Raw genomic sequence first — 24,270 nt, 5'->3', positions numbered from 1 at the left:
GCGCTTACTCCGTCTGATCGCCATCCGGGAAGTCGTCGTTCTCCGGCGTCTCGATCTCCTCCATGTCGGCGAGATCATCCACTTCGTCCTCGGCGCGCTGGGCCAGGAAAAAATTGACGTCGTCGATGGTGGAGCCGTCGATGGCGGAGCCCACGGCCACCTGCAGCTGCAGGTAGTTCAGCAGGTAGTTGTAACGCGCCTCGGCCAGGTCGCGCTGGGTGGAGAAGCGGTCGCGCTGGACGTTGAGCACGTCCAGGGTCGTGCGCAGCCCCACTTCCAGCCCGCGCCGGGTGGAGCGCTCCGTACTCAGCACCGACTGCAGCGCCTGTTCGAAGGCGCTGATCTGGCGCAGGTTGGAGACCAGGTTCAGGTAGGCGGACTCCGCCTCCAGGCTGGCCTGGCGGCGGGCGTCGATGGACTCCTCGAAGAAGGCGTCCCGCTCGGCCTGCGCCTCGCGGGCCTGGGAGGTGGGGCCGCCGCCGGCGTAGAGCGGCATGGTCAGCCGTACGCCAACGGATGTCTGCTCACCGTCGAGTTCCTCTCCTGCGAATGCTCCCGTACCGGCGCCCTGTTGTCCGAGTTCACTCTGGTAGTTTCGCGAGTAATTGGCCACCAGATCGACTCTGGGATACCGCTGCCCCTGTACCCGCTCCACTTCCGTGCGCGAGCGCCGGAACTCGCCCTCGGACAGGCGCACGTTCAGGTTGTTGCGTTCTGCCCGCTCCGACCACACTTCCGGTGCATCCGGCGAGGGGGGCTGGGCGGAGAAGTCGTCCCGCAGGCCCGCCAGTTCCCGGGGCGGCTGGCCGATGACGCTGCGCAGGTTCTCCCGTGCCACCTGCAGGTCGTTCTGGGCGCGCAGGCGCTGCGCTTCCACCTGGTCGAAGCGGGCGCGCGCCTCGTCCCGGTCGGTGACGGTGCCGCTGCCGACTTCCAGGGCACGTTCGGCGCGGCGCAGCTCCGACTGCACCGCTTCCAGCTCCGCCTCGGTGAGGCGCAGGTTGTCCTGGGCCAGCAGCATGTCGAAGTACGCTTCGCTTACCCGCAGGAGGATGTCCTGCTGGCTGGTGGCGTACTGCAGGCTGGCCTGGTCCTGAAGGATGTCCGCCTGGTCCGCCAGGGCGAAGCTCTCGCGGCGGAACAGGGGCTGCGTCAGGGTCACGCCAGCGGACCAGCCATGGTAGTCCACACTGCCCCGGTCCTGGTCACCGAACTGGGAGTTCTCCCAGTTCTGGTTGGCGCCCGCCTCCAGGTTGATCTCCGGCAGGAACAGGGCGCGGGCCTGGGGCTGGAGCTCCTCGCTGGCGCGCAGCCGCGCCTGGGCGGCGCGCAGCCTGGGGTCCTGCTCCACTGCCAGCCGATAGGCTTCGCTGAGGTCCATGCGTTCGTTGGCAGCGAGGCTCTGGCCACTGATGAGCAGGGCCCCACCAAGACCAGCGGCTACACCAAGCCTCCAGATGAGTGCACGCATTGGGTGGTTACTCTCCATGAACGAATGGGGGGTGAACGGCTCGGAGCGGCAATCCCTTACCGGCGTTAACCGTCAACGATAAGCCGGATGACGGTCAGGGGCAAGCCGACCGCGCGGTCAGTGGCGGCGTCGGAGATCAGCTGCCGGCGGCGCAGTGCACGTCGCGGCACGCCGGGCAGAAGCCGTTGATTTCGATGGTCTGGGAGTTGACCTGAAAACCCAGTTCTTCCGCCTTGCTGGTCAGCACCTGATAGACGTCGCCGTCATTGAGCTCGGCCACGGCGTTGCAGCGCTGACAGATCAGGAACTGACCCACGTGTGGGCGATGAGGGTCACCGCAGCCCACATAGGCGTTCAGGCTTTCGATGCGGTGGATCAGCCCTTCCTCGAGAAGGAAATCCAGGGCGCGGTATACCGTGGGCGGAGCTGCACTGCGACGCTCCGCCCGCAGCATGTCCAGCAGGTCGTACGCCTTGATGGGTTCATGGCGGCGCCAGATCAGCTCCAGCACGCGGCGCCGGATGGTCGTGAGTCGAACGCCGTTCTCGGTGCACTGCTGTTCCGCACGCGCCAGAGCGTCGTCCACGCAGTGGTCGTGATCGTGATCGGCGTGCTTGAACGGCATAACAACATTGGTAGCCATGTGGCGTCCCCCGCTAACAACTTGCAACACTATAACATGTGTGCAGGGGGGAGGGCAGCGCACCTGAATCGCGTCGTGCGTGATGAGGCCTTGTGCCGCACGGGCGACAAGGTGCGTACTTTCTGTACAATACACGCGTGTCGTGTCCTGTACGAAGGTGCGGCGCCGGTGGGCCGTGACATCGCTCTTGATTGCCCGCGCCGTTGGGGGCAATTTGACACGGATCAGGCCCTTATCTATGCTCATCGGGCCTAAGCGGAACAGAGTTTCGCATAGCGGAATATTGATGCCGCCAGCCGGGTGCAGATGACGGACGGTTCGACCCGGCGGCCGCTTACACCCATTGCTCGCCAAGCGCACAACGCAGAACGGAGATGTTATGAAGATTCTGGTGCCTGTGAAGCGCGTGGTGGACTACAACGTGAAAGTCCGCGTGAAGGCGGACGGCAGCGGCGTAGAAACCGCCAACGTCAAGATGTCCATGAACCCCTTCGATGAGATCGCCGTCGAAGAGGCGGTGCGACTCAAGGAGAAAGGCGTCGCAGAAGAGGTTGTCGTGGTGTCCATGGGCGTGAGCCAGTGCCAGGAGACCATCCGTACGGCGCTGGCCATGGGCGGTGACCGCGGCATTCTTGTGGAAACCGACGACGAGCTGGAGCCGCTGGCGGTTGCCAAGCTGCTCAAGGCCCTGGCCGAGAAGGAAAACCCGGACATGGTAGTCCTTGGCAAGCAGGCCATTGACGACGACGCCAACCAGACCGGTCAGATGTTCGCTGCGCTCATGGGCTGGGGCCAGGGTACGTTCGCCTCCGCAGTGGATCTGCAGGACGGCAAGGTCCAGGTCACCCGCGAGATCGACGGCGGTGCCGAGACGGTCTCCCTGAAGCTGCCGGCGGTCGTCACCACCGACCTGCGCCTCAACGAGCCGCGTTACGCCAAGCTGCCCAATATCATGAAGGCCAAGAAAAAGCAGCTGGACACGCTGTCCCCCGCCGACCTGGGCGTGGATACCACGCCGCGGCTGAAGACGGTGAAGGTGTCCGAGCCGCCGAAGCGCCAGGGTGGCGTCAAGGTCGCGGATGTGGCCGAGCTGGTGGACAAGCTCAAGAACGAAGCGAAGGTGATCTAAATGACCATTCTCGTCGTAGCAGAACATGACAACGCGCATCTGGGGTCGTCGACGCTGGGTACCGTGAGTGCCGCCAGGGCCATCGGCAGCGACGTGCACGTGCTGGTCGCCGGCAAGGATTGCGGCGCCGTGGGTGAGGCTGCAGCGAAGATCGACGGCGTGACCAAGGTCCGTGTCGCCGACGCCGCGCACTATGAGCACGGCCTGGCTGAGGACCTCTCCAGCCTGGTGGCGCACATCGCCGGTGACTATGGCCACGTGCTGGCGCCGGCCACCACTTTCGGCAAGAATTTCATGCCGCGGGTCGCCGCGCTGCTGGATGTGGCCCAGGTGTCCGACATCACCGCGGTGGAGTCGGAAGACACCTTCACCCGGCCCATCTACGCCGGTAACGCCATGGCGACGGTGCAGGCCACCGACGGCACCAAGGTGATCACGGTGCGGCCGACGGCGTTCGAGCCGGCCGCCGCCGAGGGTGGCTCCGCCAGCGTCGAGCAGGTGGACGTGCTGGATCACAGCGCCGTGGCCGACTTCGTCAGCCAGGAGCTGACCAAGTCCGACCGTCCGGAGCTGACCTCCGCCAAGATCGTGGTCTCCGGTGGTCGCGGCATGGGCAGTGGCGAGAACTTCAAGATCCTCGAAGAGGTCGCCGACAAGCTGAACGCCGCCCTGGGCGCCTCCCGCGCCGCGGTGGACGCCGGCTTCGTGCCCAACGATTACCAGGTCGGCCAGACCGGCAAGATCGTGGCCCCGGACCTCTATATCGCCGTGGGCATCTCCGGTGCCATCCAGCACCTGGCCGGCATGGAAGGCTCCAAGGTGATCGTTGCCATCAACAAGGACGAGGAGGCCCCGATCTTCGAGGTGGCCGACTACGGCCTGGTGGCGGATCTGTTCGAGGCGGTGCCGGAGTTCTCCAAGGCGCTCGACTGAGCGTGCCGGAACCTGCGGTATGCTGACAGCGGGGCGCCCTAGGGTGCCCCGCTTCTGGTTAGGCATCTTACCCCTGTTACCCGGGAGCCCCGTCATGCCCGCCGTCCTCGACCACATCCGCGTACTGGACCTCAGCCGCATCCTCGCCGGCCCCTGGGCCGGGCAGCTGTTCGCCGATCTGGGGGCCCAGGTGATCAAGGTCGAGCGCCCCGGACGGGGTGACGATACCCGCGGCTGGGGGCCACCCCACCTGCATGACACCGACGGCAACCCGGCCGAATCCGCTTACTATCTTTCCGCCAACCGCGGCAAGCAGTCCGTGGCCATCGACATCACCCGCCCGGAAGGCCAGGCGCTGGTGCGGGAGCTGGCGGCGCGCAGCGACATCCTGCTGGAGAACTACAAGGTGGGCGGGCTGGCCCGGTACGGGCTGGATTACGCCAGCCTGCAGGCGGTGAACCCCGGCCTGATCTACTGCTCCATTACCGGCTTCGGTCAGACCGGCCCCTACAGCGAGCGGGCCGGATACGATTTCCTGCTCCAGGCAATGGGCGGGCTCATGAGCATCACCGGCGCCCCGGATGCTGACGGGGGCGAGCCCACCAAGGTGGGGGTGGCGCTGACCGACATTCTCACCGGCATGTACGCCACCGTGGCCAGCCTTGGCGCCCTGGCACACCGGGAGCGCACCGGCGAGGGGCAGCACATCGATCTGGCGCTGCTGGACGTGCAGGTGGCGACCCTCGCCAACCAGGCCATGAATTACCTGGTGGGCGGCCAGGTGCCCGGGCGCATGGGCAACGCCCACCCCAACATCGTGCCCTACCAGACCTTTCCCACCCGGGATGGCTACCTGGTGCTCACCGTGGGCAACGACGACCAGTTCCGGCGGCTGTGCGACGTCATGGGTCGGCCCGATCTGCCGGCGGATGCCGCCTATGCGACCAATGCCGCGCGCGTCGCCCATCGCCAGGTGCTGATTCCGGAGCTGGCCGCCGTGTTCCGCACCCGGACCACCGACGACTGGCTGGCCGAACTGAAGGCCGCCGGTGTCCCCAGCGGCCCCGTGAACACCATCGACCGCGTTTTCGCCGACCCGCAGATCCAGGCCCGGGGCATGCAGACGGCCACGGAGCACCCGGAACTGGGCCGCGTGCCGGCCGTGGCCAACCCCATCCGCTATTCCGCGACGCCCCTGGACAGCAGCCGCCCGGCACCCCGGCTCGGCGAACAGACTGACGCCATTCTCCGTGACGTGCTGCAATACTCCGGGGAGGCCATTGCGGTGCTCCGGGAGAAGGGCGTGATCGGCTGAAGATGCCCCCCGGGTTTTGACCGCGCTGCGTGGTTGCGGTCAGATGGTGCAATAACACCATTACGACGCACGAGGGGGAGAGACCATGAACGGGGCCGAGACGCTGTTGCGCACCCTGATGAACGCCGGGGTGGATACCTGTTTCGCCAATCCGGGCACGTCCGAGATGCACTTTGTCGCCGCTCTGGACCGGGTGCGCGGGATGCGCCCGGTGCTGGGCCTGTTCGAGGGTGTCGTGGCCGGCGCCGCCGACGGCTATGCGCGCATGGCCGACAAGCCGGCCGCGACGCTGTTCCATCTGGGGCCGGGGCTTGGCAACGGGCTCTCCCAGCTCCATAACGCCATGCGCGCACGCACACCCGTCGTCAACGTGGTGGGCGAACACGCCACCTGGCACCGTCAGTACGAAACCCCGCTTGCCTCCGATGTGGAAGCCTACGCACGTCCGGTATCCGGCTGGCTGCGGACCTGCGCCTCGCCGCGCCTGCTGGCGGCGGATACCCGGGCCGCGGTCAAGGCCGCTTACGGCCCGCCGGGGCAGATCGCCAGCCTGATCCTGCCGGCCGACTGCAGTTGGGGGGAGGCGGACGACCCCGCACCGCCGGTGCAGCGCCCGCGGCGGCCCTCCGTGGACCCGGCCGCCCTGGAGGCCGTGGCGCGGGTGCTGGCATCCGGCGAACCCGTGGTCATGCTCATGAACGGCGCTGCGGTGCGGGCCGACGGCCTGCACGCCGCGAGCCGGATCGCCGCCACCACCGGCGCCACGGTGCTGGCCGATACCTTTACCGCCCGGCTCGAGCGGGGTGCCGGGCGGAGTCCGATTCAGCGGTTTCCACGCTATCCCGACCAGGGGGCGGCGCTGCTCCGGGAGGCCCGGCACCTGGTGCTGGTAGAGACGGTGCCGCCGGTGGGGTTTTTCGCCTATCCGGACCAGCCGAGCTGGCTGACTCCGGAGAGCTGCGCCATTCACACCCTGGCCGCTCCGGGGGACGACGCCGTGGCCGCCCTGGAGGCGCTCTGCGATATGCTTGGCGCCCGCGAGGACAGCGCCTCGATTCAGCCTCTTGCCGTCCCGGAGCCGGCCACTGGGGAGCTGAGCCCGGAGAGTGTGGGCCAGAGCGTCGCCGCGTTGCTGCCGGAGCACGCCATCGTCGCCGACGAGGCGGTGACCTCCCGCGGCGGACTCCCGGAGGCCACCGCCGGCTGCCCGCCCCACGACTGGCTGTCCCTCACCGGCGGCGCCCTGGGGGGCGGGCTGCCCATGGCCATCGGCGCGGCGGTGGCGTGCCCGGACCGCCAGGTGCTGTGTCTGCAGGCCGATGGTGCGGGCATGTACAACGTCCAGTCCCTGTGGACCATGGCGCGGGAGCGGCTGGATACCACTGTGGTGGTCTACGCCAACCGCAGCTACCGTATCCTGCACAACGAGTTCCAGCGCCTTGGGCTGGGTGAGGTGGGGGAGAGCGCCCGCCAGCTCATGAACATTGGAGACCCGGACCTGGACTGGGTCTCACTGGCAACGGGCATGGGCGTCGAGGCGCACCGCATCGAGACTATCGAGGCGTTCAATACACACTTTGCCGCGGCCATGCGCGAGCCCGGTCCGCGTTTGCTGGAGGTGGTGCTGTGATTGATCTGGATCGTGATGGCCCCGTGGCCATCGTCACCATGAACCGGCCGGCTCAGCGCAATGCGCTGTCCACCGGGCTGACCGTGGCCCTGGACGAGGCGTTTGCATCCCTGGAGTACGATCCGGAGGTGCGTGCCATCGTGCTCACCGGCGCACCGCCGGGGTTCTGTGCCGGCAGTGATCTCAAGGAGATGGGGCGCTGTGACTCGCAGGAGCTGGCCGAGCACCAGCGCCTGCCCGGTGCCATGACGCGGCGGATCGGGCTCATGGATACGCCGGTGATCGCCGCCGTGGAAGGGCACGCCTTCGGCGGCGGTTTCGTGCTCGCCGTGTGCTGCGACTTGGTGGTGACCGCCGAGGACACCATCTGGAACCTGGCCGAGGTGCCCAACGGATTCCTGCCGCCCTGGGGGCTGACCACCCTGGCGGCCCGGGTCGGTCCGGTGACCGCCCGGCGGCTGACCTGGGGGTTCGAGCGCTTCCTGGGCGCCGATGCCCTGCGGCTGGGTGTGGCCGACTACCGGGTGCCGTCCGGCGAGACCCTGTCCAACGCCATGGACATCGCCGGCGAGCTGGCCGCCCTGCCGGCTGGACCTGTGGCCGCCACCAAGCGCTTCTTCCAGCCCATGATCCAGGACGGCGCGGAACCGGGCGACGCCACCGCCCGCCGGGTCTTCGTGGAACAGAGCCAGCACGAGGAGGCCCGGGCCGTACTGGACCGTTACGCCGGCAAGGAGGGATGACCGCCTGATTCAATCCGCGGTCCGGGCGGTGACGTACACTGGAACCACGGCCGCTGCCGGACGCGGCGATATCGGAAGGGGAAACGCGGCGTGAGCGGGCAGGTGGACTACATCATCGTCGGCGGTGGATCGGCGGGCTGCGTGCTGGCCAACCGCCTGAGTGCGGATCCCGACGTGCGCGTGTGTCTGCTGGAGGCGGGGCCGTCGGACTGGCATCCGCTGATCCGTGTGCCCATGGGCATCACAGGCATGATGCGCAGCCGCCGTTTCAACTGGGCCTACTACACCGTGCCGCAGGCGCGCCTCGACGGTCGCCGCCTGTTCTGGCCCCGGGGCCGGACCCTGGGCGGCAGCAGCGCCATCAACGCCATGTGCTACACCCGGGGCCAGCCGGCGGATTACGACGCCTGGGAGGCGGACGGCGCCGACGGCTGGAACTGGTCGACACTGCTGCCCTGGTTCCGGGCCTCCGAGCGCTTCGCCGACGGCGCAGACGCCTGGCACGGCGCTGACGGGCCGCTGTCGGTCGAGCCGCTATGCTGCGTCAACCCGCTCAGTCAGGCGTTCATCGAGGCTGCGGTGAACGCCGGCCATCCAGCCAATACCGATTTCAACGGCGCGGAGCAGGCCGGGGTCGGGCTGTACCACGTGATGCAGGAGGATGGCCGCCGCTGCAGCAACGCCTGGGCGTACCTGCGACCGGCCCTGGAGCGGCCCAACCTGCAGGTGATCACCGGCGCCCATGTGCAGAGCCTGGAGCTGCAGGGGCATCGCGTCACCGGCGTGCGTTACCGTCGCCGCGGCCGGGAGCGCACCCTGCGGGCGCATGGCGAGGTGGTGCTGGCCGCCGGCGCCGTGAACACCCCGCAGATCCTGCAGCTCTCCGGCATCGGCGACCCGTTCGAACTGGAGCGCGCCGGTGTTGCCGTGCGCCATCCCCTGTCCGGCGTCGGCGCCAATCTGCAGGACCACCTGGACGTGAGCGTCATCTGGCGCAGCCGCGATCGCCGCGGTCTGTCGTTCCACCCGTCCTATCTCCCGCGTGGTGTGCGGGCGGTGTGGGAGTACGTTCGCCACCGCCGGGGCGAGTTGTGCTCGAACGTTGCCGAGGCGGGCGGGTTTCTGGCCAGTCGTCCGGACTGCGCGACGCCCGACCTGCAGATGCATTTCATCCCGGCCATCGAGGACAACCACGGACTCTCTCTGTGGCGGACCATGACCGGCTACGGCTACACCCTGCGCACCTGCCATCTGCGCCCGGCCAGTCGCGGGCGGGTGGGGTTGTCCTCATCCGATCCGGCCGCGCCACCGCGGATCGATCCCGACTACCTGGCAGCCCCGGACGACCTGGAGCGGCTGGTGGACGGCCTGGAGCATGCACGGGAGATTCTCGCCGCCGCGCCCCTGCGGGAGATCGGCCAGATGGAGCTGGATCCGGGGCCCGGCGTTCAGGGGCGGGCCGCGCTGCGGCGATACGTGGCGGCCCATGCCGAGACCATCTACCACCCGGTGGGGACATGCCGCATGGGGCGTGACAGCGACAGCGTGGTGGACCCGGCGCTGCGCGTGCACGGCCTGGAGGGGCTGCGGGTCGTGGATGCCTCGGTGTTTCCGCGGCTGGTCAGTGGCAATACCAACGCGCCCGTGACCGCCGTGGCGGAGCGGGCCGCGGAACTGATACGCAATGGCGAGGCGTCCGGCGCGCCGGCCCGGCGGCTGGCCTCCATTGCCTGAACGGGAGTCCTCCATGACTGCGGCAACCCATCCGACGGTTGACGAGAAGGTGACGCAAGCCCCGCCCGGGGCGTCGGCCATGGCGGCGTGTCTGGAGAGGCAGCGGGCGGCCTTCCAGGCGGCGCCCTATCCGGACGCCGCGACACGGCGGGATGCACTGCAGCGGTTGCGGCGTGCGGTGAAAGCCCACGAGCAGGCGCTCACTGAAGCCGTCTCCGCCGACTTCGGCGGCCGGTCACCCCACGAGACGGCCACGGCGGATATCGTCCCGACACTCACCGGCCTCCGCCACGCCATCCGGCATGTGCGCCGCTGGATGCGGCCCCAGCGCTGCTGGCCCCATCCGCTGATGCAGCCGGCCCGGGCGCAGGTGGTGCCTCAGCCCCTGGGCGTGGTGGGCATCATGGTGCCGTGGAACTACCCGATCTTTCTCGCGCTGGCTCCGCTGACCGGTGCCCTGGCCGCCGGCAACCGAGCCATGCTCAAGCTCTCCGAGTTCACGCCCGCCACCAACGCGGTTCTGCGTGAGCTGCTCGCCGCCGCCTTCAGCGCGGACGAGGTGGCAGTGTTCGAGGGTGAGGTGCTGGCGAGTCAGGCCTTTGCCGCATTGCCGTTCGACCACCTGCTGTTCACCGGGTCCACGGCCGTGGGGCGCCAGGTCATGGCCGCGGCAGCGCCCAATCTCACGCCCGTGACGCTGGAACTCGGCGGCAAGTCGCCGGTGATCGTCGACGATGACGCGGATGTCGCCGCGGTGGCCAGCCGGCTGGTCTTCGGCAAGCTGGTCAACGCCGGGCAGACCTGCATCGCGCCGGATTACGTGCTCTGCACTCCCGCGCGGCGTGATGCGCTGCTGGCGGCCATCCGCACCACGGTCGCCCGCCGCTACCCCCGGCTTGGCGACAACCCCGACTACACCAGCATCGTCAATGACCGCCAGCATGATCGCCTGCTGGAGCTGCTGGATGACGCCCGGCAGAGAGGGGCGCGCATCGAGGCGATCACTCCGGCCGGGGAGAGCCTCCCGGACGGGCGCCGGTTTGCGCCTCACCTGGTGCTGGATGCGCCGGACGGTGCCCGGGTGCTGAAGGAGGAGCTGTTCGGGCCGATTCTGCCCATCGTCACGGTGCCGGATCTGGGCGCCGCGATCGCCCATGTCGCCCGAAGGCCCAGGCCCCTGGCGCTCTACTATTTCGGCCATGACCGGAGCCGGCAGCAGCGCGTGCTGCGGGAGACCCACTCCGGCGGCGTGTGCCTGAATGACACCCTGCTGCACGTGGCCCAGGACAACCTGCCGTTCGGCGGTGTCGGAGCATCCGGTATGGGGCGCTATCACGGCCATTACGGATTCGCCACGTTCTCCCATGAGAAAGCGGTGTTCGCCAAGGGCCGCATCAACAGTGCCGCCCTTATGTACCCGCCTTACGGCGGAGTGATCCAGCGGCTGGTCCACCGGTTCATGGCGCGGTAGCCAGACGGCCGTCATTCCCCGTTTATGCCCTGTAATCGGGCGCTTGCACCATTCCGGAGCGGCGGCATGCGGCGGTTGACGGGGGCTCGGCCCTGCAATACTGTCGTGAAATATTGTTAATCCGGGAGAAACTTTGTGGCCGATTACTGCTATCGTCTGACCCTGTCCTGTCCTGACCAGGTCGGCATCATCGCCGCGGTCACCGACGCGCTGGCAGGGCACGGTGGCTGGATCACCGAAGCGCACCAGTACGCCGATGCAGAGAGTGGCTGGTTCTTCATGCGCTACGAAATCCGGGCGAGCAGCCTGCCCTTCGACCTGGACGGCCTGCGGGCGCTCATCGCGCCGCTGGCGGAGCGCTTCGGCATGGACTGGCGGCTCACGGACAGCCAGGTGCCCAAGCGCGTCATGCTCATGGTCAGCCGGCAGAGCCACTGCCTGGCCGACCTGCTGTACCGGTGGCGCAGCGGTGAGCTGCCCTTCGAGATTCCTTGCGTGGTCTCCAACCACGAGGATCTGCGCGGTTTCGTCGAGTGGCACGGCATCCCGTATCACCACGTGCCGGTGAAGCCCGATGATCGCGACAACGCCTTTGCCACGCTGGATGAACTGATCCGGGACACCGCCGCCGACACCGTGGTGCTGGCGCGCTACATGCAGATCCTGCCGGAGCGCCTGTGCGAGCGTTATCCGGGGCGCATCATCAACATCCACCATAGTTTCCTGCCGTCCTTCGCCGGGGCCCGCCCCTATCACCAGGCGGCGCAGCGCGGCGTGAAGCTGATCGGCGCCACCTGCCATTACGCCACCGCGGAGCTCGATGCCGGGCCGATCATCGAGCAGGACGTGGTGCGCGTGAACCACCACAACACCACCGAGGACATGGTTCGTCTGGGCCGGGACGTGGAGAAGATGGTGCTGGCGCGTGGCCTGCGCTTCCATCTGGAGGACCGCGTGCTCCTCCACGGCAACAAGACCATCGTCTTCGGGTAGGAGCCGCCCATGCCGCTGCGACTGCTGAAACAGGGCCTGTTGGGAGGGGAGCGCGAACCGCGCTTCTTCCCGGAGCAGGGCGAACTGCGCGACCGCTACGACGTGGTCATCATCGGCGGCGGTGGCCACGGCCTGGCCTGCGCCCATTACCTGGCGAAAGAGCACGGCATCACCAACGTGGCGGTGCTGGAACAGGGGTATCTCGGTGGCGGCAACACCGGTCGCAACACGACCATCATCCGCTCCAACTACCTCACCCCCGAGGGGGTCCGCTTCTACGACGCCAGTCTGCAACTGTTCAAGGGGCTGTCGGAGGAGCTGGACATCAACCTGTTCTACTCCACCCGCGGCCACTACACCCTGGCCCACTCCGATGAGGCTCTGCGCACCATGCGCTGGCGCGCCGAGGTGAACCGACACCACGGCGTCGACAGCCGGGTCGTGGGCCCGGAGGCGGTGGCGGCGGACGTGCCCGGCATCGATCTGGAATGCGGTGGCAACCACCCGGTGATGGGCGCGCTCTACCACGCGCCCGGTGCGGTGGCGCGGCACGACGCGGTGGCCTGGGGCTATGGCCGGGCGGCGGCGAGCCGCGGGGTGGAGATCCATCAGCAGACGCGCGTCACCGGTATTCGCACCGCCGGCGGGCGGGTCACCGGAGTGAACACCGACCGTGGTGCCGTCGACTGCGACGCGGTGGTCTCCATGGTGGCCGGCTCCACGCCGCGGATCACCGCCATGGTGGACCTGCCCACACCCATCGAGATCTACCCGCTGCAGGCGTGCGTCACCGAACCGGTGAAGCCGTTCCTCGACACCATCGTGGTCTCCGGCAGCCTGCACGTGTACGTGAGCCAGTCGTCCCGCGGCGAGCTGGTCATGGGTGCGGCGGTGGACCCGTACTCCCTGCACAGCACGCGCTCGTCGTTCGAGTTCGTCGAGGGGCTGGCGGACCGGCTCATCGATCTGCTGCCGTTCACCGCCCGTCTGCGGGTCAACCGGCAGTGGGCGGGCATGAGCGATCTCACCCCCGACTTCGCCCCGATCATGGGGACGACGCCACTGGATGGCTTCTACCTGGATGCGGGCTGGGGAACCTGGGGCTTCAAGGCCACACCCATCAGCGGCCAGACCATGGCCGCCACCGTGGCCGCCGGGCGCAACCATGAACTCATCGAACCGTTCCGCTTCGACCGCTTCGCCGACTTCCAGTTGGTGGGCGAGAAGGGTGCGGCATCCGTGGGGCACTGACCATGAAAGTGATTGATTGTCCCGTTATCGGCACACGGCCCCTGAGCGAGTTCGTCTACGGCGGCGAGGTGCGCCGGCCGCCCATGGACGCGGCGGAGCTGTCGGCCGTGGCCGATCACGCCTTCAACCGCAGCGGCGCACCGACGCTGCTGCGGGAGTGGTGGTTCCACCGGCCCACGTCGCGCTGGTTCGTGCTGGAGCGCGACACCCTCAGCGATCGCATCGAGCGCGTGGTCCCGCCGGAGGAGGTGGCCTATGCCATTCCGACGCTCTGAGGCGGGGCCGCGGGAGTGGATCGACCGCTCGCGGACGCTGTCCTTCACCTTCGAGGGACGCCCTTGCACGGCGCACCCTGGGGATACCATTACCTCGGCGCTGCTGGCCAGCGGTGTCTCGCTGCTGGGGCGCAGTTTCAAGTACCACCGCCCGCGCGGTGCGGTGTCCCTGGCCAACCACGATGTCAACGCGCTGTTCGCCACCGACGCGGACACCAACGTGCGCGGCGACGTCACCCCCGTCACTGACGGCATGGTCGCGGACCCGGTGAATGTGCGCGGCAGCCTTGAGAAGGACGCCGACCGGCACATGGACCGGTTCGGCCGCTTCCTGCCGGTGGGTTTCTACTACAAGGCGTTCCACCGCCCGCGCGCGCTGTTCCCGTTCTGGGAGCGCATTATCCGCCGGCGCGCCGGACTGGGTCGGGTGGATACCGCCTGGACGCCGCGGCGCCGCGCCAAGCGCTACGGCTACTGCGATGTGCTGGTGATCGGCGCCGGGCCCGCCGGGCTGCGGGCTGCCCTCGACGCCGCCGACGCCGGCTTCGACGTGCTGCTGGCGGACGAGAACCCGCGTATCGGCGGCAGCCTGGACTACCAGTGGCTGGGTGACGCCATTGCCGACACGCAGAGGGACGACCTGGTGGCGCGGGTGCTGGGGCATCCGGGTGTCACCGTCCAGACCAGCACCGTGGCCCTGGGGAGCTACACGGATCACTGGATACCGCTGGCGGCGCCGGAGGGGATCATCAAGGTACGGGCCCGCGGTGTGGTGCTCGCCACCGGCGTGCTCGAGCAGCCGGCGGTGTTCCACAACAACGACCTGCCGGGGGTCATGCTCGCCTCGGGCGCGCAGCGACTGTTGCATCGATTCGGTGTGCTGCCCTTTGAGCGCGCCGTGGTGCAGGCCGCCAACGGCGAGGGCCTGGTGGCCGCGGAACAGATGGCCGCGGCGGGTGTCACCGTCGCCGCGGTGGTGGCGCACGGCCCGGGTGTGACCGAGGCCGACGCCCGCCGCCTCACCGACGCCGGCATCCCCGTCTACCGGGGCTGGACGGTCTACGCCGCCCACGGCAGCGACGCGGTTTCCGGTGTGACCATCGCTCCCGTGGATGAGGCCGGGAACTGCGACGCCGACTCCGGTGAGACCATTCACTGCGACGGCGTACTCATGAGCGTGGGCTGGGCGCCGGCCGGGCATCTGCTGTACCAGTCGGGCGGGACGTTCCGCTACGACGACACCCTGGCCATGCCGGTGCCGGCCGACTGGCCGTCGACAGTGGTTCCCGCCGGGCGCGTCAACGGGGCGTTCACGCTCGGTCAGCAGCTCGCCGACGCCGGGGACGCGGTGCGCCGGCTCACGGCGGCGCTGCGCGGGGAGCCGGTGCCGCCGGTGGTGCCGCAGCGGGATACCGTGCCCCACGGCTCGCAGTGGCCCATCGTGCCCCACCCGAAGGACCGGAATTTCGTCGACTTCGACGAAGACCTGCAGTTGAAGGATCTGGAGCAGGCGGCCCGCGAGGGGTTCGACAACATCGAGCTGCTCAAGCGCTTCTCCACCGTGGGCATGGGGCCGAGCCAGGGCAAGCACGCCAACCTCAACGCCATCCGCATTCTCGCGCGTCTGCGGGATCAGGGCATCGACGCCACCGGCACCACCACGGCCCGACCCATGTACTACCCCGTGCGCCTGGAGGACCTGGCCGGCCGGCGCATGCGTCCGGAGCGGGAAACCCCGATGCAGGACTGGCACCGGGAGCGGGGTGCGACCTTCATGGAGGCGGGTGAATGGCGCCGGCCCGCTTACTACGGCGCGGACGCCGCGTCGGCCATCGCGGACGAGGTTGCCATGGTGCGCAACGGCGTCGGTCTCATCGACGTTTCAACCCTGGGCAAGCTCGAGGTCTTCGGGCCGGATGCCGCCACACTGCTGGACGGCGCGTACACCATGCGCAAGGGCAACATCCGGCTGGGGCTCACCCGCTACGCGCTGATGGTCGATGACGCCGGCATCATCGTGGACGATGGCGTGGCCGGGCGTCTCGCCGACGACCACTTCTACCTCTCCGCCACCTCCGGCCACGCTGAGGCGACCTACCAGACGCTCACCCGCAAGGCGCTGGAGTGGGGGCTGGACGTGCACGTGGTGAACCGGACCGGGCAGCTGGGGGCCCTGAACGTGGTCGGCCCCATGAGCCGCCGGGTGCTGGAGCCGCTGGTGGACATGGACCTGAGCGAGGCGTCGCTGCCTCGGCTCGGCATCTGCGACACGCGCGTCTGCGGCCACTGGGCGCGGCTGGTGCGCGTGGGGTTTGTCGGCGAGCTGGGCTACGAGATTCACGCCACGCCCGCGGCGCTGACCACCATCTGGCACGCCCTGCTGGATGCGGGGGCTGCCCACGGCATTCGCCCGTTCGGTGTCGAGGCGCAGCGCGTGCTGCGCCTGGAGAAGGGCCACATCATCGTCGGCCAGGATACCGACGGCCTCACCAACCCGTTCGAGGCGGCCATGCCCTGGGCGGTGCACCTGAAGAAACCCTTTTTCATCGGCCGCCCGGCGCTGGCCCATCTCAAGGGTCAGGAGCAGCGGCGACTGGTGCGTTTCGTGCTCCCGCCGGACCACGCCGGCCCGCTGCCCCGGGAGTGTCACCTGGTCATCCGCAACGGTGACATAGCCGGGCGCGTGACCAGCATCGCCCGGAGCCCCACGCGCGGTCAGCCCATCGGACTGGCCATGGTGGACCGGGCACTGGCCGACAGCGACGAGCCGCTAACCATTCGCGCCGATGACGATGTGCTGGTGCGCGGCGAGATGGTCGCCGAGACCTTCTACGACCCGGATGGCGTTCGCCAGGACGCCGACAACCCGGAGGCGACGCCATGAACGACCTGACGCTGGAGGCCGATGTGCGGTTCGCGGTGTGCGAACTGGTGGGCAGCGGCGCCCCGGATGTCCTGCGGGACGCGGGTCTGCCGGTGCCGGAGACCGAGCAGACGGCACTCCCGTGCGGTGCCGGTCTCGTTGCCTTTACGGGCCGCAACGACTACTTGGTGGTGACGGCCGATCCATGGACGCCGCCGGCCGCGACACCGCCGTGGTGTCTGACGCGCAGCGATCGCGTGCTGTGCCTCTCGGGGGGGGGCTGGGCGCACGCCATGCGCCAGCTCTGCCCGCACGATCTCCGCCAGCTTCCCGAAGGGGGGTGGCTGGCCGCGGCCGTCGCCGGTGTGACGGCCTGGCTGTACCGCCATCCGGACCGCCCGGACGGCATCCTGCTGGGCTGCGATCCCAGTTACGGCGCGTACCTGGACGCCATGTTGACGGCCGTGGTCCGCGACCATGACCGCCTGGCAGAAGACTAACGATACCTAACGGGGAGGCCCGCCATGCTGCAAAGTGATGCCGAGAAGCTGCTTGCCGACAACAACGTCCGATTCGTACTCGCCCAGTTCGTGGATATCCACGGGGTGGCCAAGACCAAGTCCGTGCCTGCGCACTGTCTGTCCAACGTGCTCGAGGATGGCGCCGGCTTCGCCGGGTTCGCCGTTTCCGGGCTGGGCATGGAGCCGCACGAGTCCGATTTCATGGCCCGCGGCGACCTCAACAGCCTGAGCCTGGTGCCGTGGCAGCCGGGTTACGCCCGTATCGCCTGCACCGGCTTTGTTGATGACAAGCCCTATCCGCTGGACTCGCGCCATGTGCTGCAGCGCCAGCTGGAGCGGCTGCAGGAGCGGGGCTGGACCTTCAGTACTGGCCTGGAGCCGGAGTTCTGCCTGTTTCAGCGCAACGGCAATGGCGAACTCCACCCGGTGGACGAGAGCGACACCCTGGACAAGCCCTGCTACGACTACAAGGGGCTGTCGCGCTCGCGGGCCTTTCTCGAGGAGCTGGTGGGCAGCCTCCAGCAGGTCGGTTTCGACGTTTACCAGATCGACCACGAAGACGCCAACGCCCAGTTCGAGATCAACTACACTCACAGCGATGCGCTCACCTCGGCGGACCGCTTCGTGTTCCTGCGCATGGCCGCCGGCGAGATCGCGCACCAGATGGACATGATCTGTTCGTTCATGCCCAAGCCCATTTCCAGCCGTACCGGCAACGGCATGCACTACCACATGTCGGTGGTGGACGCGTCCGGCACCAACCTGTTCCACGACGACAGCGACAAACGCGGCCTGGGGCTGTCGGACCTGGGCTACCACTTCCTGGGCGGGCTGCTGCACCATGCCCACGCCCTGTGCGCCCTGGCCGCGCCCACGGTGAACTCCTACAAACGGCTGGTGGTAGGTGGTTCCGCCTCGGGCGCCACGTGGGCGCCGGTGTACGTCACCTACGGCGACAACAACCGCTCGGCCATGGTGCGGGTGCCCTACGGCCGACTGGAGTACCGCCTGCCGGACGCGGGCTGCAATCCGTATCTGGTCACCGCGGGGCTGATCGCTGCTGGCCTGGATGGCATCGACCGCAAGCTGGAGCCGGGCGAGCCCCAGAACGTCAACCTGTACAACTACACCGCCGCCGACTGTCGGGAGCAGGGCATCGGCATCCTGCCCCAGACGCTCAATCAGGCGCTCAACGAGCTGGAGGCCGACCCCCTGTTCCGCGAAACCCTCGGCCAGGGGATTGTTGACGAGTTCATCCGGCTCAAGCGCAACGAGTGGATCGAGTACAACCGCCACGTCTCCGCCTGGGAGGTGGAGCGTTACGCGGAGTTCTTCTGACACGCGGCGGCCGAACCAGAGAGGAGTGCTGTCATGTGCGGCATTGTTGGACTGTATCTGAAGAACGAGGCGCTGCAGCCCCGGCTGGGCGAGCTGTTCCAGCCCATGCTGCTGTCCATGGGCGACCGCGGCCCGGACAGCGCCGGCTTCGCCATCTACGGCGACGACGTGGGGCACGAGCGCCTGAAGTACACGCTGCAGGCGGAGGATCCCGCCACTGACTGGGCAGGTATTGCCGAGGCGTTGCAGGCGCACCTGGGCGAGCCGGTGGAGTGGTTCCGCAACGCCACCGCGGCGGTGTTCAAGACCGGCACCGATGCCGACGCAGTGCGCGGCTGGCTGCGTGACAACGCCCCCGGCGTGCACCTGATGAGCGTCGGTCACAGCATCGAAATCCTCAAGGGCGTGGGCCATCCGCGCCTGGTGGCCGAGCGCTTCGGGCTCCAGGGTATGCAGGGCACCCACATCATCGGCCACACGCGCATGGCCACCGAGAGCGCGGTGAACATGGAGGGCAGCCACCCGTTCTCCACCGGGCACGATCTCTGCTTGGTGCACAACGGCTCGCTGTCCAATCACAACCGTCTGCGCACCCAGCTCCAGCGAGCCGGCCTGCGGTTCGAGACGGACAACGACACCGAGGTGGCGGCGGCCTATCTGACCTGGCGCATGGCCGAGGGGGACAGCCTCACCGCGGCCCTGGAGCGCGCCGTTGACGATCTTGACGGCTTCTACACCTTCACCGTGGGCACCCGCAACGGCTTCGCCGTGCTGCGCGACCCCATCGCCTGCAAGCCGGCGGTGATGGCCGAGACGGCGGACTACGTGGCCATGGCCTCGGAGTACCGGGCGCTGACCACGCTGCCCGGTATCCAGAACGCCCGGGTCTGGGAGCCCGCGCCCAAGCGGGTCTACGTCTGGGAGGGCGGACCGCTGACCAGCCAGGAGACCGGTACATGAAGACCATCAGCCTCGCGGAACACAGCGTGCGGGAGGTGAACCAGCTGCTCCACGACCAGGCGCGCGAACTCACCGAGCCCCATTGGCGGATCACCGACCCCGACGGCCGCCACGCCCTGGCCTGTGGCCTGGATCAGGCCATTGCCGTCGACATCGACGGCCATGCCGGCTATTACTGCGCCGGCATGAACCAGCAGGCCACGGTCAACGTGCACGGCACCGTCGGCGTGGGCGTGGCCGAGAACATGATGTCCGGCCGCGTGCACGTGCACGGCAACGCCTCCCAGTCCGCCGGCGCCACCGCCCATGGTGGGCTGCTGGTGATCGATGGCGACGCCGCCGCCCGCTGCGGCATTTCCATGAAGGGCGTGGATATCGTGGTCGGCGGCAGCGTCGGCCACATGAGTGCATTCATGGGCCAGGCCGGCCGTCTGGTGGTCTGCGGTGATGCCGGCGAAGCCCTGGGCGACTCGCTCTACGAGGCGCGGCTGTATGTACGCGGCTCGGTGGAGTCCCTGGGGGCCGACTGCATCGAGAAGGAGATGCGTGACGAGCACCGGGCCGAGCTGCGCGAGCTGCTGGCGCAGGCGGGGTTCGAGGCCGATCCGGCGGATTTTCGCCGTTACGGCTCCGCACGCCAGCTCTACAACTTCCACGTGGACAACGCCGACGGCGGCTGAGGAGGGTCCGATGGACGACCACACCGATAACTGGGGGCTGCGTGAGTCGGCGACCTTCGACCGCAACTCCATTCGCGAGATCCAGCGCGCGGCCGACACCGGCATCTACGACATCCGCGGCTTCGGCGCCAAGCGCAAGGTGCCGCACTTCGACGACCTGGTGTTCCTGGGCGCCAGCATGTCGCGCTACCCGCTGGAGGGCTACCGGGAGCGCTGCGGCACGGACGTGGTCCTGGGCGACCGCTTCGCCAGCAAGCCGCTGCACCTGGACATTCCCGTCACCATCGCCGGCATGAGCTTCGGCTCGCTGTCCGCCAACGCCAAGGAGGCGCTGGGGCGCGGCGCCTCGGCCGTGGGCACCAGCACCACCACCGGCGACGGCGGCATGACGGATGAAGAGCGCGGCCAGTCGCGTACGCTGGTCTACCAGTATCTGCCGTCGCGCTACGGCATGAACCCCAAGCACCTGCGCATGGCGGACGCCATCGAGGTGGTGCTGGGCCAGGGCGCCAAACCCGGTGGCGGCGGCATGCTCATGGGCCAGAAGATCAGCGACCGCGTCGCCGAGATGCGCACCCTGCCCAAGGGCGTGGACCAGCGTAGCGCCTGCCGCCACCCGGACTGGACCGGCCCGGACGACCTGGCCATCAAGATCGAGGAGCTACGCGAGATCACCGACTGGGAAAAGCCGGTGTTCATCAAGATCGGCGCCAGCCGCACCTATTTCGACGTCAAGCTGGCGGTGAAGGCCGGGGCCGACGTGGTGGTGCTGGACGGCATGCAGGGCGGCACCGCCGCCACCCAGGAAGTGTTCATCGAGCACGTGGGCATCCCCACCCTGGCGGCCATTCCCCAGGCGGTGCAGGCGCTGCAGGAGATGGACATGCACCGCAAGGTGCAGCTGATCGTCTCCGGCGGCATCCGCAACGGCGCCGACGTGGCCAAGGCCATCGCCCTGGGCGCGGACGCGGTGAGCATCGGCACCGCCGCTCTCATCGCCCTGGGGTGCAACCACCCGCGCTGGGAAGAGGACTACAAGCGCATCGGCTCCGCAGCCGGCTTCTACGACGACTACCACGCCGGCCAGGACCCGGCGGGCATCTCCACCCAGGATCCGGAGCTTGCCGCGCGGCTGGATCCGGAACTGGCGGGCCGGCGGCTGGCCAATTACCTGCGCGTGATCACCCTGGAGGCCCAGACCATTGCCCGCGCCTGCGGCAAGTCGCACGTCCACAATCTGGAGCCCGAGGATCTCGTGGCTCTGGACATGGAGGCTGCCGCCATGGCCCGGGTACCCCTGGCGGGGACCGGCTGGATCCCCGGACAGGGCGGAGTGTGATCCGGTGAGCGAGGACAGGGACGCCTTCGTACCCAAGACCCTGGCCACCCGCCAGGCCGACAGCGAGCGCCGCATGGGGCTGGAGCAGTACATCGGCGCCGTGCTGCGCCAGCGGCGGGTGGCCCAGGATCTCACTCTGGCCGACGTGGCCGAGCTGGCGGGGCTGAGCCGCGGCATGGTGAGCAAGATCGAGAATGGCCAGGTGGCAACCAGCCTGGATTCACTGGAGCGGCTCACCTCCGCGCTGGGGCTCACGCTCTCGCAGCTGTTCCGGGATTACGACTCCCCCGAGGGTGGCGCCCAGCTGGTCAAGGCGGGGGAGGGTATGGAGGTGGTGCGCCGGGGCACGCGCCGCGGCCACACCTACCACCTGCTCGCCTACCACCGCGGCCAGCAGCGCAATTTCGAGCCCTTTCTCATTTCCATGGACGACGAGAGCGAGGCATTTCCCACTTTCCAGCACGAGGGCATGCAGTTCCTCTACATGCTGGAGGGGCGGCTCGAGTACCGTCATGGCAAGCAGGTCTACACCCTGGAGGCCGGTGACGCGTTCACCTTCGATGCCCGGGTGCCCCACGGCCCCGAACGGCTGGTAGAGGTGCCCATCCGCTTTCTCGCCGTGACGGTGTTCCAGGAGGACTGAGCCGCTGGCTCAGCTCAGGGGCAGGCGCTTGAGGTCGTAGTCGCCATCCCGGTAGCGCAGCACGCTGCCCTGCTCGAACCAGTCGCCCAGCACGATGCGCTCCGCCGGACGGCCGTCCAGCTCGAACCGGTGCCGGTCGGGGCGGTGGGTGTGGCCGTGGATGAGGCGGTGGACGCCGTGCTCCCGCATGGTGGCCGTCACCGTGTCGCCATTGACGTCCATGATGGAATCCGAGGTGTCGGCGAGCATGCTGTTGCGTGACGCGCTCTCGTCCCGGGCTTCCTTAGCCAGGGCGATCCGCTCGTCCACCGACCGGGCCAGGAACTGCGCCTGCCAGGCCGGATCGTTCACCATGGCACGGAACTGCTGGTACTCGTGATCGTCCGTGCACAGCAGATCGCCGTGCATGAGCAGGACCGGCTCATCGCCCAGGCGGACGATGGTGGGGTCGTCCAGCATGGTGGCGCCGGTGGCTTCGGCGAAGCGGTCGCCCAGTAGGAAGTCGCGATTGCCCCGCATCACGTACAGCGGTGTGCCGGTGGCCGAAAAGGCGGCCAGCGCCTGGATTACCGGGTGGTCGGCGGGCACGGCATCGTCGCCGATCCACGCCTCGAACAGGTCGCCGAGGATGTAGAGCGCATCGGTGCGCCCCGCCGTCTGCTGCAGGAACTGCATGAATAACTGCACGATCTGCGGCCGGCGCTCGTCCAGGTGCAGGTCGGCAATGAAAACCGTGGGCAGCATGATGGGCATCCTCGACTGACTTCAGGGCGAGCGAAGAGGATAACCATGCCGGCCCGCACCCTCAAATGGTTGATGCGGTTGGGCCGGGGCGGCGACTCGGCTATGATGTCGCGCCCGGGAGAGGGCAGGAGAAGAAGACGGTGACAGAGCACCAGCATGACGCCAGCCAGAAGCCGCGGACTCGGTTTGCGCCCAGTCCGACCGGGCTGCTGCATCTCGGCAATCTGCGCACGGCGCTGTTCAACGCGCTGCTGGCGCGGCGCGACGGCGGCGATTTCGTGCTGCGTATCGAGGATACCGACGTGGAGCGCTCCCGCGCCGAGTATGTCCAGGCGCTGTGCGAGGACCTGCGCTGGCTGGGGCTGGACTGGCAGGAGGGCCCGGAGGTGGAAGGCATCCACCGCCCCTATGCCCAGTCCGCGCGGCAGCCGGTGTACGAAGCCTATTACGAGCAGCTGGAAGCGGCGGATCTGGCCTATCCCTGCTTCTGCACCGAGCGGGAGCTGGAGCTTTCCCGCCGCTCCCAGCGCGCCGCCGGCAAGGCGCCGCGCTACGCGGGCACCTGCGCCCACCTGAGCACCGAGGAACGACAGGCCCGGCGCGACCGTGGCCTGGTACCGACCCTGCGTTTCCGGGTCCCGGGCGGGCGCAGCGTTACGTTCACGGATCACGTACGCGGCCCCCAGCGGTTCGATACCGACGATATCGGCGATTTCATCATCCGCCGCGCCGACGGCACACCGGCGTTTTTCTTCAGCAACGCCGTGGACGATGCCCTCATGGGCATCACCCATGTGCTGCGTGGCGAGGACCATCTCACCAATACGCCGCGGCAGTTGCTGCTGCTGGAGGCGCTCGGCCTTGGGGCGCCATCCTACGCCCACATCAGCATGATCACCGGCGACGACGGCGCGCCGCTGTCCAAGCGCAATGGCAGCCGCGCGGTGAGCGAACTGCGCGAGGCCGGCTTTCTGCCGGAGGCTGTGGTCAACCATCTGGCGCGTCTGGGGCATACCTACGAGGACAACGCCCTGCTGAGCCTGGACGGGCTTTCTGCCGGATTCGATCTGGCGCGCCTCGGGCGCGCGCCGGCGCGCTTCGATGAGAGCCAGCTCCGGCACTGGCAGCGGGAGGCGCTGCACGCCCTGCCGGACGAGCGCATGCGCCAGTGGATGCGCGATGCCGCCGGCGAGTTGCTGCCGGCGGACCGGGAGGCGGCATTCATGGCCACCGTGCGGGACAACGTGCAGTTCCCCGGGGACGTGTGCCAGTGGTGCCATATTCTGTTCGATGATGTCCCCGAGCCGGACGCCGGCGCCCTGGCCTGGCTGCAGCAGGCCGGACCAGCCTTCTTCCAGGCCGCCGCCGATGCGGGAGGTGACTGGCAGGCGATCGCCGGGGCGGTCAAGGAGGCCACAGGGGCCAAGGGCAAACAGTTGTTCATGCCGCTGCGGCTGGCGCTCACCGGGCTGAACCACGGCCCTGAGCTGCCGGACATCCACGGCCTGCTGGGCGAGGATGAAGCCCGCCGGCGCTTTCTGCAGGCGGCCCGCCGGGCGGCCGCGGAGCCGGCGCAATAACCCACGACGGAGAC

At 68.6% G+C, this 24,270-nt stretch carries 21 protein-coding genes; 18 read left to right on the top strand and 3 right to left on the bottom strand.

From position 1 onward, the window contains the following. Nucleotides 1-4: 4 nt before the first annotated feature. Nucleotides 5-1,471 (bottom strand): TolC family outer membrane protein, encoded by a 1,467-nt coding sequence (locus ACNSTU_RS10250; protein ID WP_418212322.1) that lies wholly within the window; start codon nt 1,469-1,471, stop codon nt 5-7. Between the two features lie 136 nt (nt 1,472-1,607). Further along, a complete protein-coding gene (locus ACNSTU_RS10245) occupies nt 1,608-2,114 on the bottom strand; it encodes a Fur family transcriptional regulator (RefSeq protein ID WP_418212321.1) in 507 nt (168 codons plus the stop codon). Nucleotides 2,115-2,493: 379 nt separating this feature from the next. Here ACNSTU_RS10245 and ACNSTU_RS10240 point away from each other — a divergent pair, with 379 nt between their 5' ends. The 17 genes from ACNSTU_RS10240 (at nt 2,494) to ACNSTU_RS10160 (ending at nt 21,932) form a co-directional block, all read left to right on the top strand. Further along, complete coding sequence (locus ACNSTU_RS10240; RefSeq protein ID WP_418212320.1) at nt 2,494-3,243, top strand: electron transfer flavoprotein subunit beta/FixA family protein; 750 nt, start codon at nt 2,494-2,496, stop codon at nt 3,241-3,243. Then, complete coding sequence (locus tag ACNSTU_RS10235; RefSeq protein ID WP_418212319.1) at nt 3,244-4,176, top strand: electron transfer flavoprotein subunit alpha/FixB family protein; 933 nt, start codon at nt 3,244-3,246, stop codon at nt 4,174-4,176. 94 nt (nt 4,177-4,270) lie between these two features. Further along, complete coding sequence (locus ACNSTU_RS10230) at nt 4,271-5,491, top strand: CaiB/BaiF CoA transferase family protein (RefSeq protein WP_418212318.1); 1,221 nt, start codon at nt 4,271-4,273, stop codon at nt 5,489-5,491. Nucleotides 5,492-5,576: 85 nt separating this feature from the next. After that, on the top strand, nt 5,577-7,121 hold the full coding sequence (locus ACNSTU_RS10225) for an acetolactate synthase large subunit (RefSeq protein ID WP_290632142.1): 1,545 nt from the start codon (nt 5,577-5,579) through the stop codon (nt 7,119-7,121). Further along, a complete protein-coding gene (locus ACNSTU_RS10220) occupies nt 7,118-7,864 on the top strand; it encodes an enoyl-CoA hydratase/isomerase family protein (protein ID WP_290632140.1) in 747 nt (248 codons plus the stop codon). The genes ACNSTU_RS10225 and ACNSTU_RS10220 overlap by 4 nt, the downstream gene beginning before the upstream one ends. Nucleotides 7,865-7,954: 90 nt before the next feature. Beyond that, nucleotides 7,955-9,598, top strand: a complete 1,644-nt coding sequence (locus ACNSTU_RS10215; protein WP_290632138.1) for a GMC family oxidoreductase — start codon at nt 7,955-7,957, stop codon at nt 9,596-9,598. A 13-nt stretch (nt 9,599-9,611) separates the two neighbouring features. Then, on the top strand, nt 9,612-11,069 hold the full coding sequence (locus ACNSTU_RS10210; RefSeq protein WP_290632136.1) for a coniferyl aldehyde dehydrogenase: 1,458 nt from the start codon (nt 9,612-9,614) through the stop codon (nt 11,067-11,069). Nucleotides 11,070-11,204: 135 nt separating this feature from the next. Further along, the gene (gene purU / locus ACNSTU_RS10205; RefSeq protein WP_290632134.1) at nt 11,205-12,062 is read left to right on the top strand and encodes a formyltetrahydrofolate deformylase; all 858 of its coding nucleotides are present in this window, start codon (nt 11,205-11,207) and stop codon (nt 12,060-12,062) included. 9 nt (nt 12,063-12,071) lie between these two features. Beyond that, entirely contained in the window at nt 12,072-13,313 is a 1,242-nt protein-coding gene (locus ACNSTU_RS10200; RefSeq protein WP_290632132.1) for an FAD-dependent oxidoreductase, read from the top strand. A gap of 2 nt (nt 13,314-13,315) precedes the next feature. Then, nucleotides 13,316-13,588 carry a sarcosine oxidase subunit delta gene (locus ACNSTU_RS10195; protein ID WP_290632130.1) on the top strand — a complete coding sequence of 91 codons (273 nt, stop codon included), beginning with the start codon at nt 13,316-13,318 and terminating at the stop codon, nt 13,586-13,588. Beyond that, nucleotides 13,569-16,472 carry a 2Fe-2S iron-sulfur cluster-binding protein gene (locus ACNSTU_RS10190; protein ID WP_418212317.1) on the top strand — a complete coding sequence of 968 codons (2,904 nt, stop codon included), beginning with the start codon at nt 13,569-13,571 and terminating at the stop codon, nt 16,470-16,472. Before ACNSTU_RS10195 ends, ACNSTU_RS10190 begins: the two co-directional genes overlap by 20 nt. Then, nucleotides 16,469-16,951, top strand: a complete 483-nt coding sequence (locus ACNSTU_RS10185; RefSeq protein ID WP_290632126.1) for a hypothetical protein — start codon at nt 16,469-16,471, stop codon at nt 16,949-16,951. The genes ACNSTU_RS10190 and ACNSTU_RS10185 overlap by 4 nt, the downstream gene beginning before the upstream one ends. A gap of 24 nt (nt 16,952-16,975) precedes the next feature. Continuing rightward, the gene (glnT, locus tag ACNSTU_RS10180) at nt 16,976-18,310 is read left to right on the top strand and encodes a type III glutamate--ammonia ligase (protein ID WP_290632124.1); all 1,335 of its coding nucleotides are present in this window, start codon (nt 16,976-16,978) and stop codon (nt 18,308-18,310) included. A 33-nt stretch (nt 18,311-18,343) separates the two neighbouring features. Continuing rightward, nucleotides 18,344-19,270, top strand: a complete 927-nt coding sequence (locus ACNSTU_RS10175) for a class II glutamine amidotransferase (RefSeq protein ID WP_290632122.1) — start codon at nt 18,344-18,346, stop codon at nt 19,268-19,270. Beyond that, a complete protein-coding gene (locus tag ACNSTU_RS10170; RefSeq protein WP_290632120.1) occupies nt 19,267-19,950 on the top strand; it encodes a protein glxC in 684 nt (227 codons plus the stop codon). The genes ACNSTU_RS10175 and ACNSTU_RS10170 overlap by 4 nt, the downstream gene beginning before the upstream one ends. A 10-nt stretch (nt 19,951-19,960) precedes the next feature. Continuing rightward, nucleotides 19,961-21,289 (top strand): FMN-binding glutamate synthase family protein, encoded by a 1,329-nt coding sequence (locus tag ACNSTU_RS10165; RefSeq protein WP_290632118.1) that lies wholly within the window; start codon nt 19,961-19,963, stop codon nt 21,287-21,289. A 4-nt stretch (nt 21,290-21,293) separates the two neighbouring features. Continuing rightward, nucleotides 21,294-21,932, top strand: coding sequence for a helix-turn-helix domain-containing protein (locus ACNSTU_RS10160; RefSeq protein WP_290632115.1), 639 nt, complete (start codon nt 21,294-21,296; stop codon nt 21,930-21,932). Nucleotides 21,933-21,941: 9 nt separating this feature from the next. On the opposite strand, the gene ACNSTU_RS10155 is transcribed toward ACNSTU_RS10160, so the two are convergent. Beyond that, on the bottom strand, nt 21,942-22,676 hold the full coding sequence (locus ACNSTU_RS10155; RefSeq protein WP_290632113.1) for a UDP-2,3-diacylglucosamine diphosphatase: 735 nt from the start codon (nt 22,674-22,676) through the stop codon (nt 21,942-21,944). A gap of 140 nt (nt 22,677-22,816) precedes the next feature. Between ACNSTU_RS10155 and gltX the strand changes: the two genes are divergently transcribed. Beyond that, the gene (gene gltX, locus ACNSTU_RS10150) at nt 22,817-24,256 is read left to right on the top strand and encodes a glutamate--tRNA ligase (protein ID WP_290632111.1); all 1,440 of its coding nucleotides are present in this window, start codon (nt 22,817-22,819) and stop codon (nt 24,254-24,256) included. Nucleotides 24,257-24,270: the final 14 nt, after the last annotated feature.

The organism is Aquisalimonas sp. APHAB1-3 (genome assembly GCF_048323695.1).
In the GTDB taxonomy this organism is placed as follows: domain Bacteria; phylum Pseudomonadota; class Gammaproteobacteria; order Nitrococcales; family Aquisalimonadaceae; genus Aquisalimonas.
The sequence above is the reverse complement of the archived record's forward strand: the minus strand, read 5'-3'. Positions and strand labels throughout refer to the sequence as shown.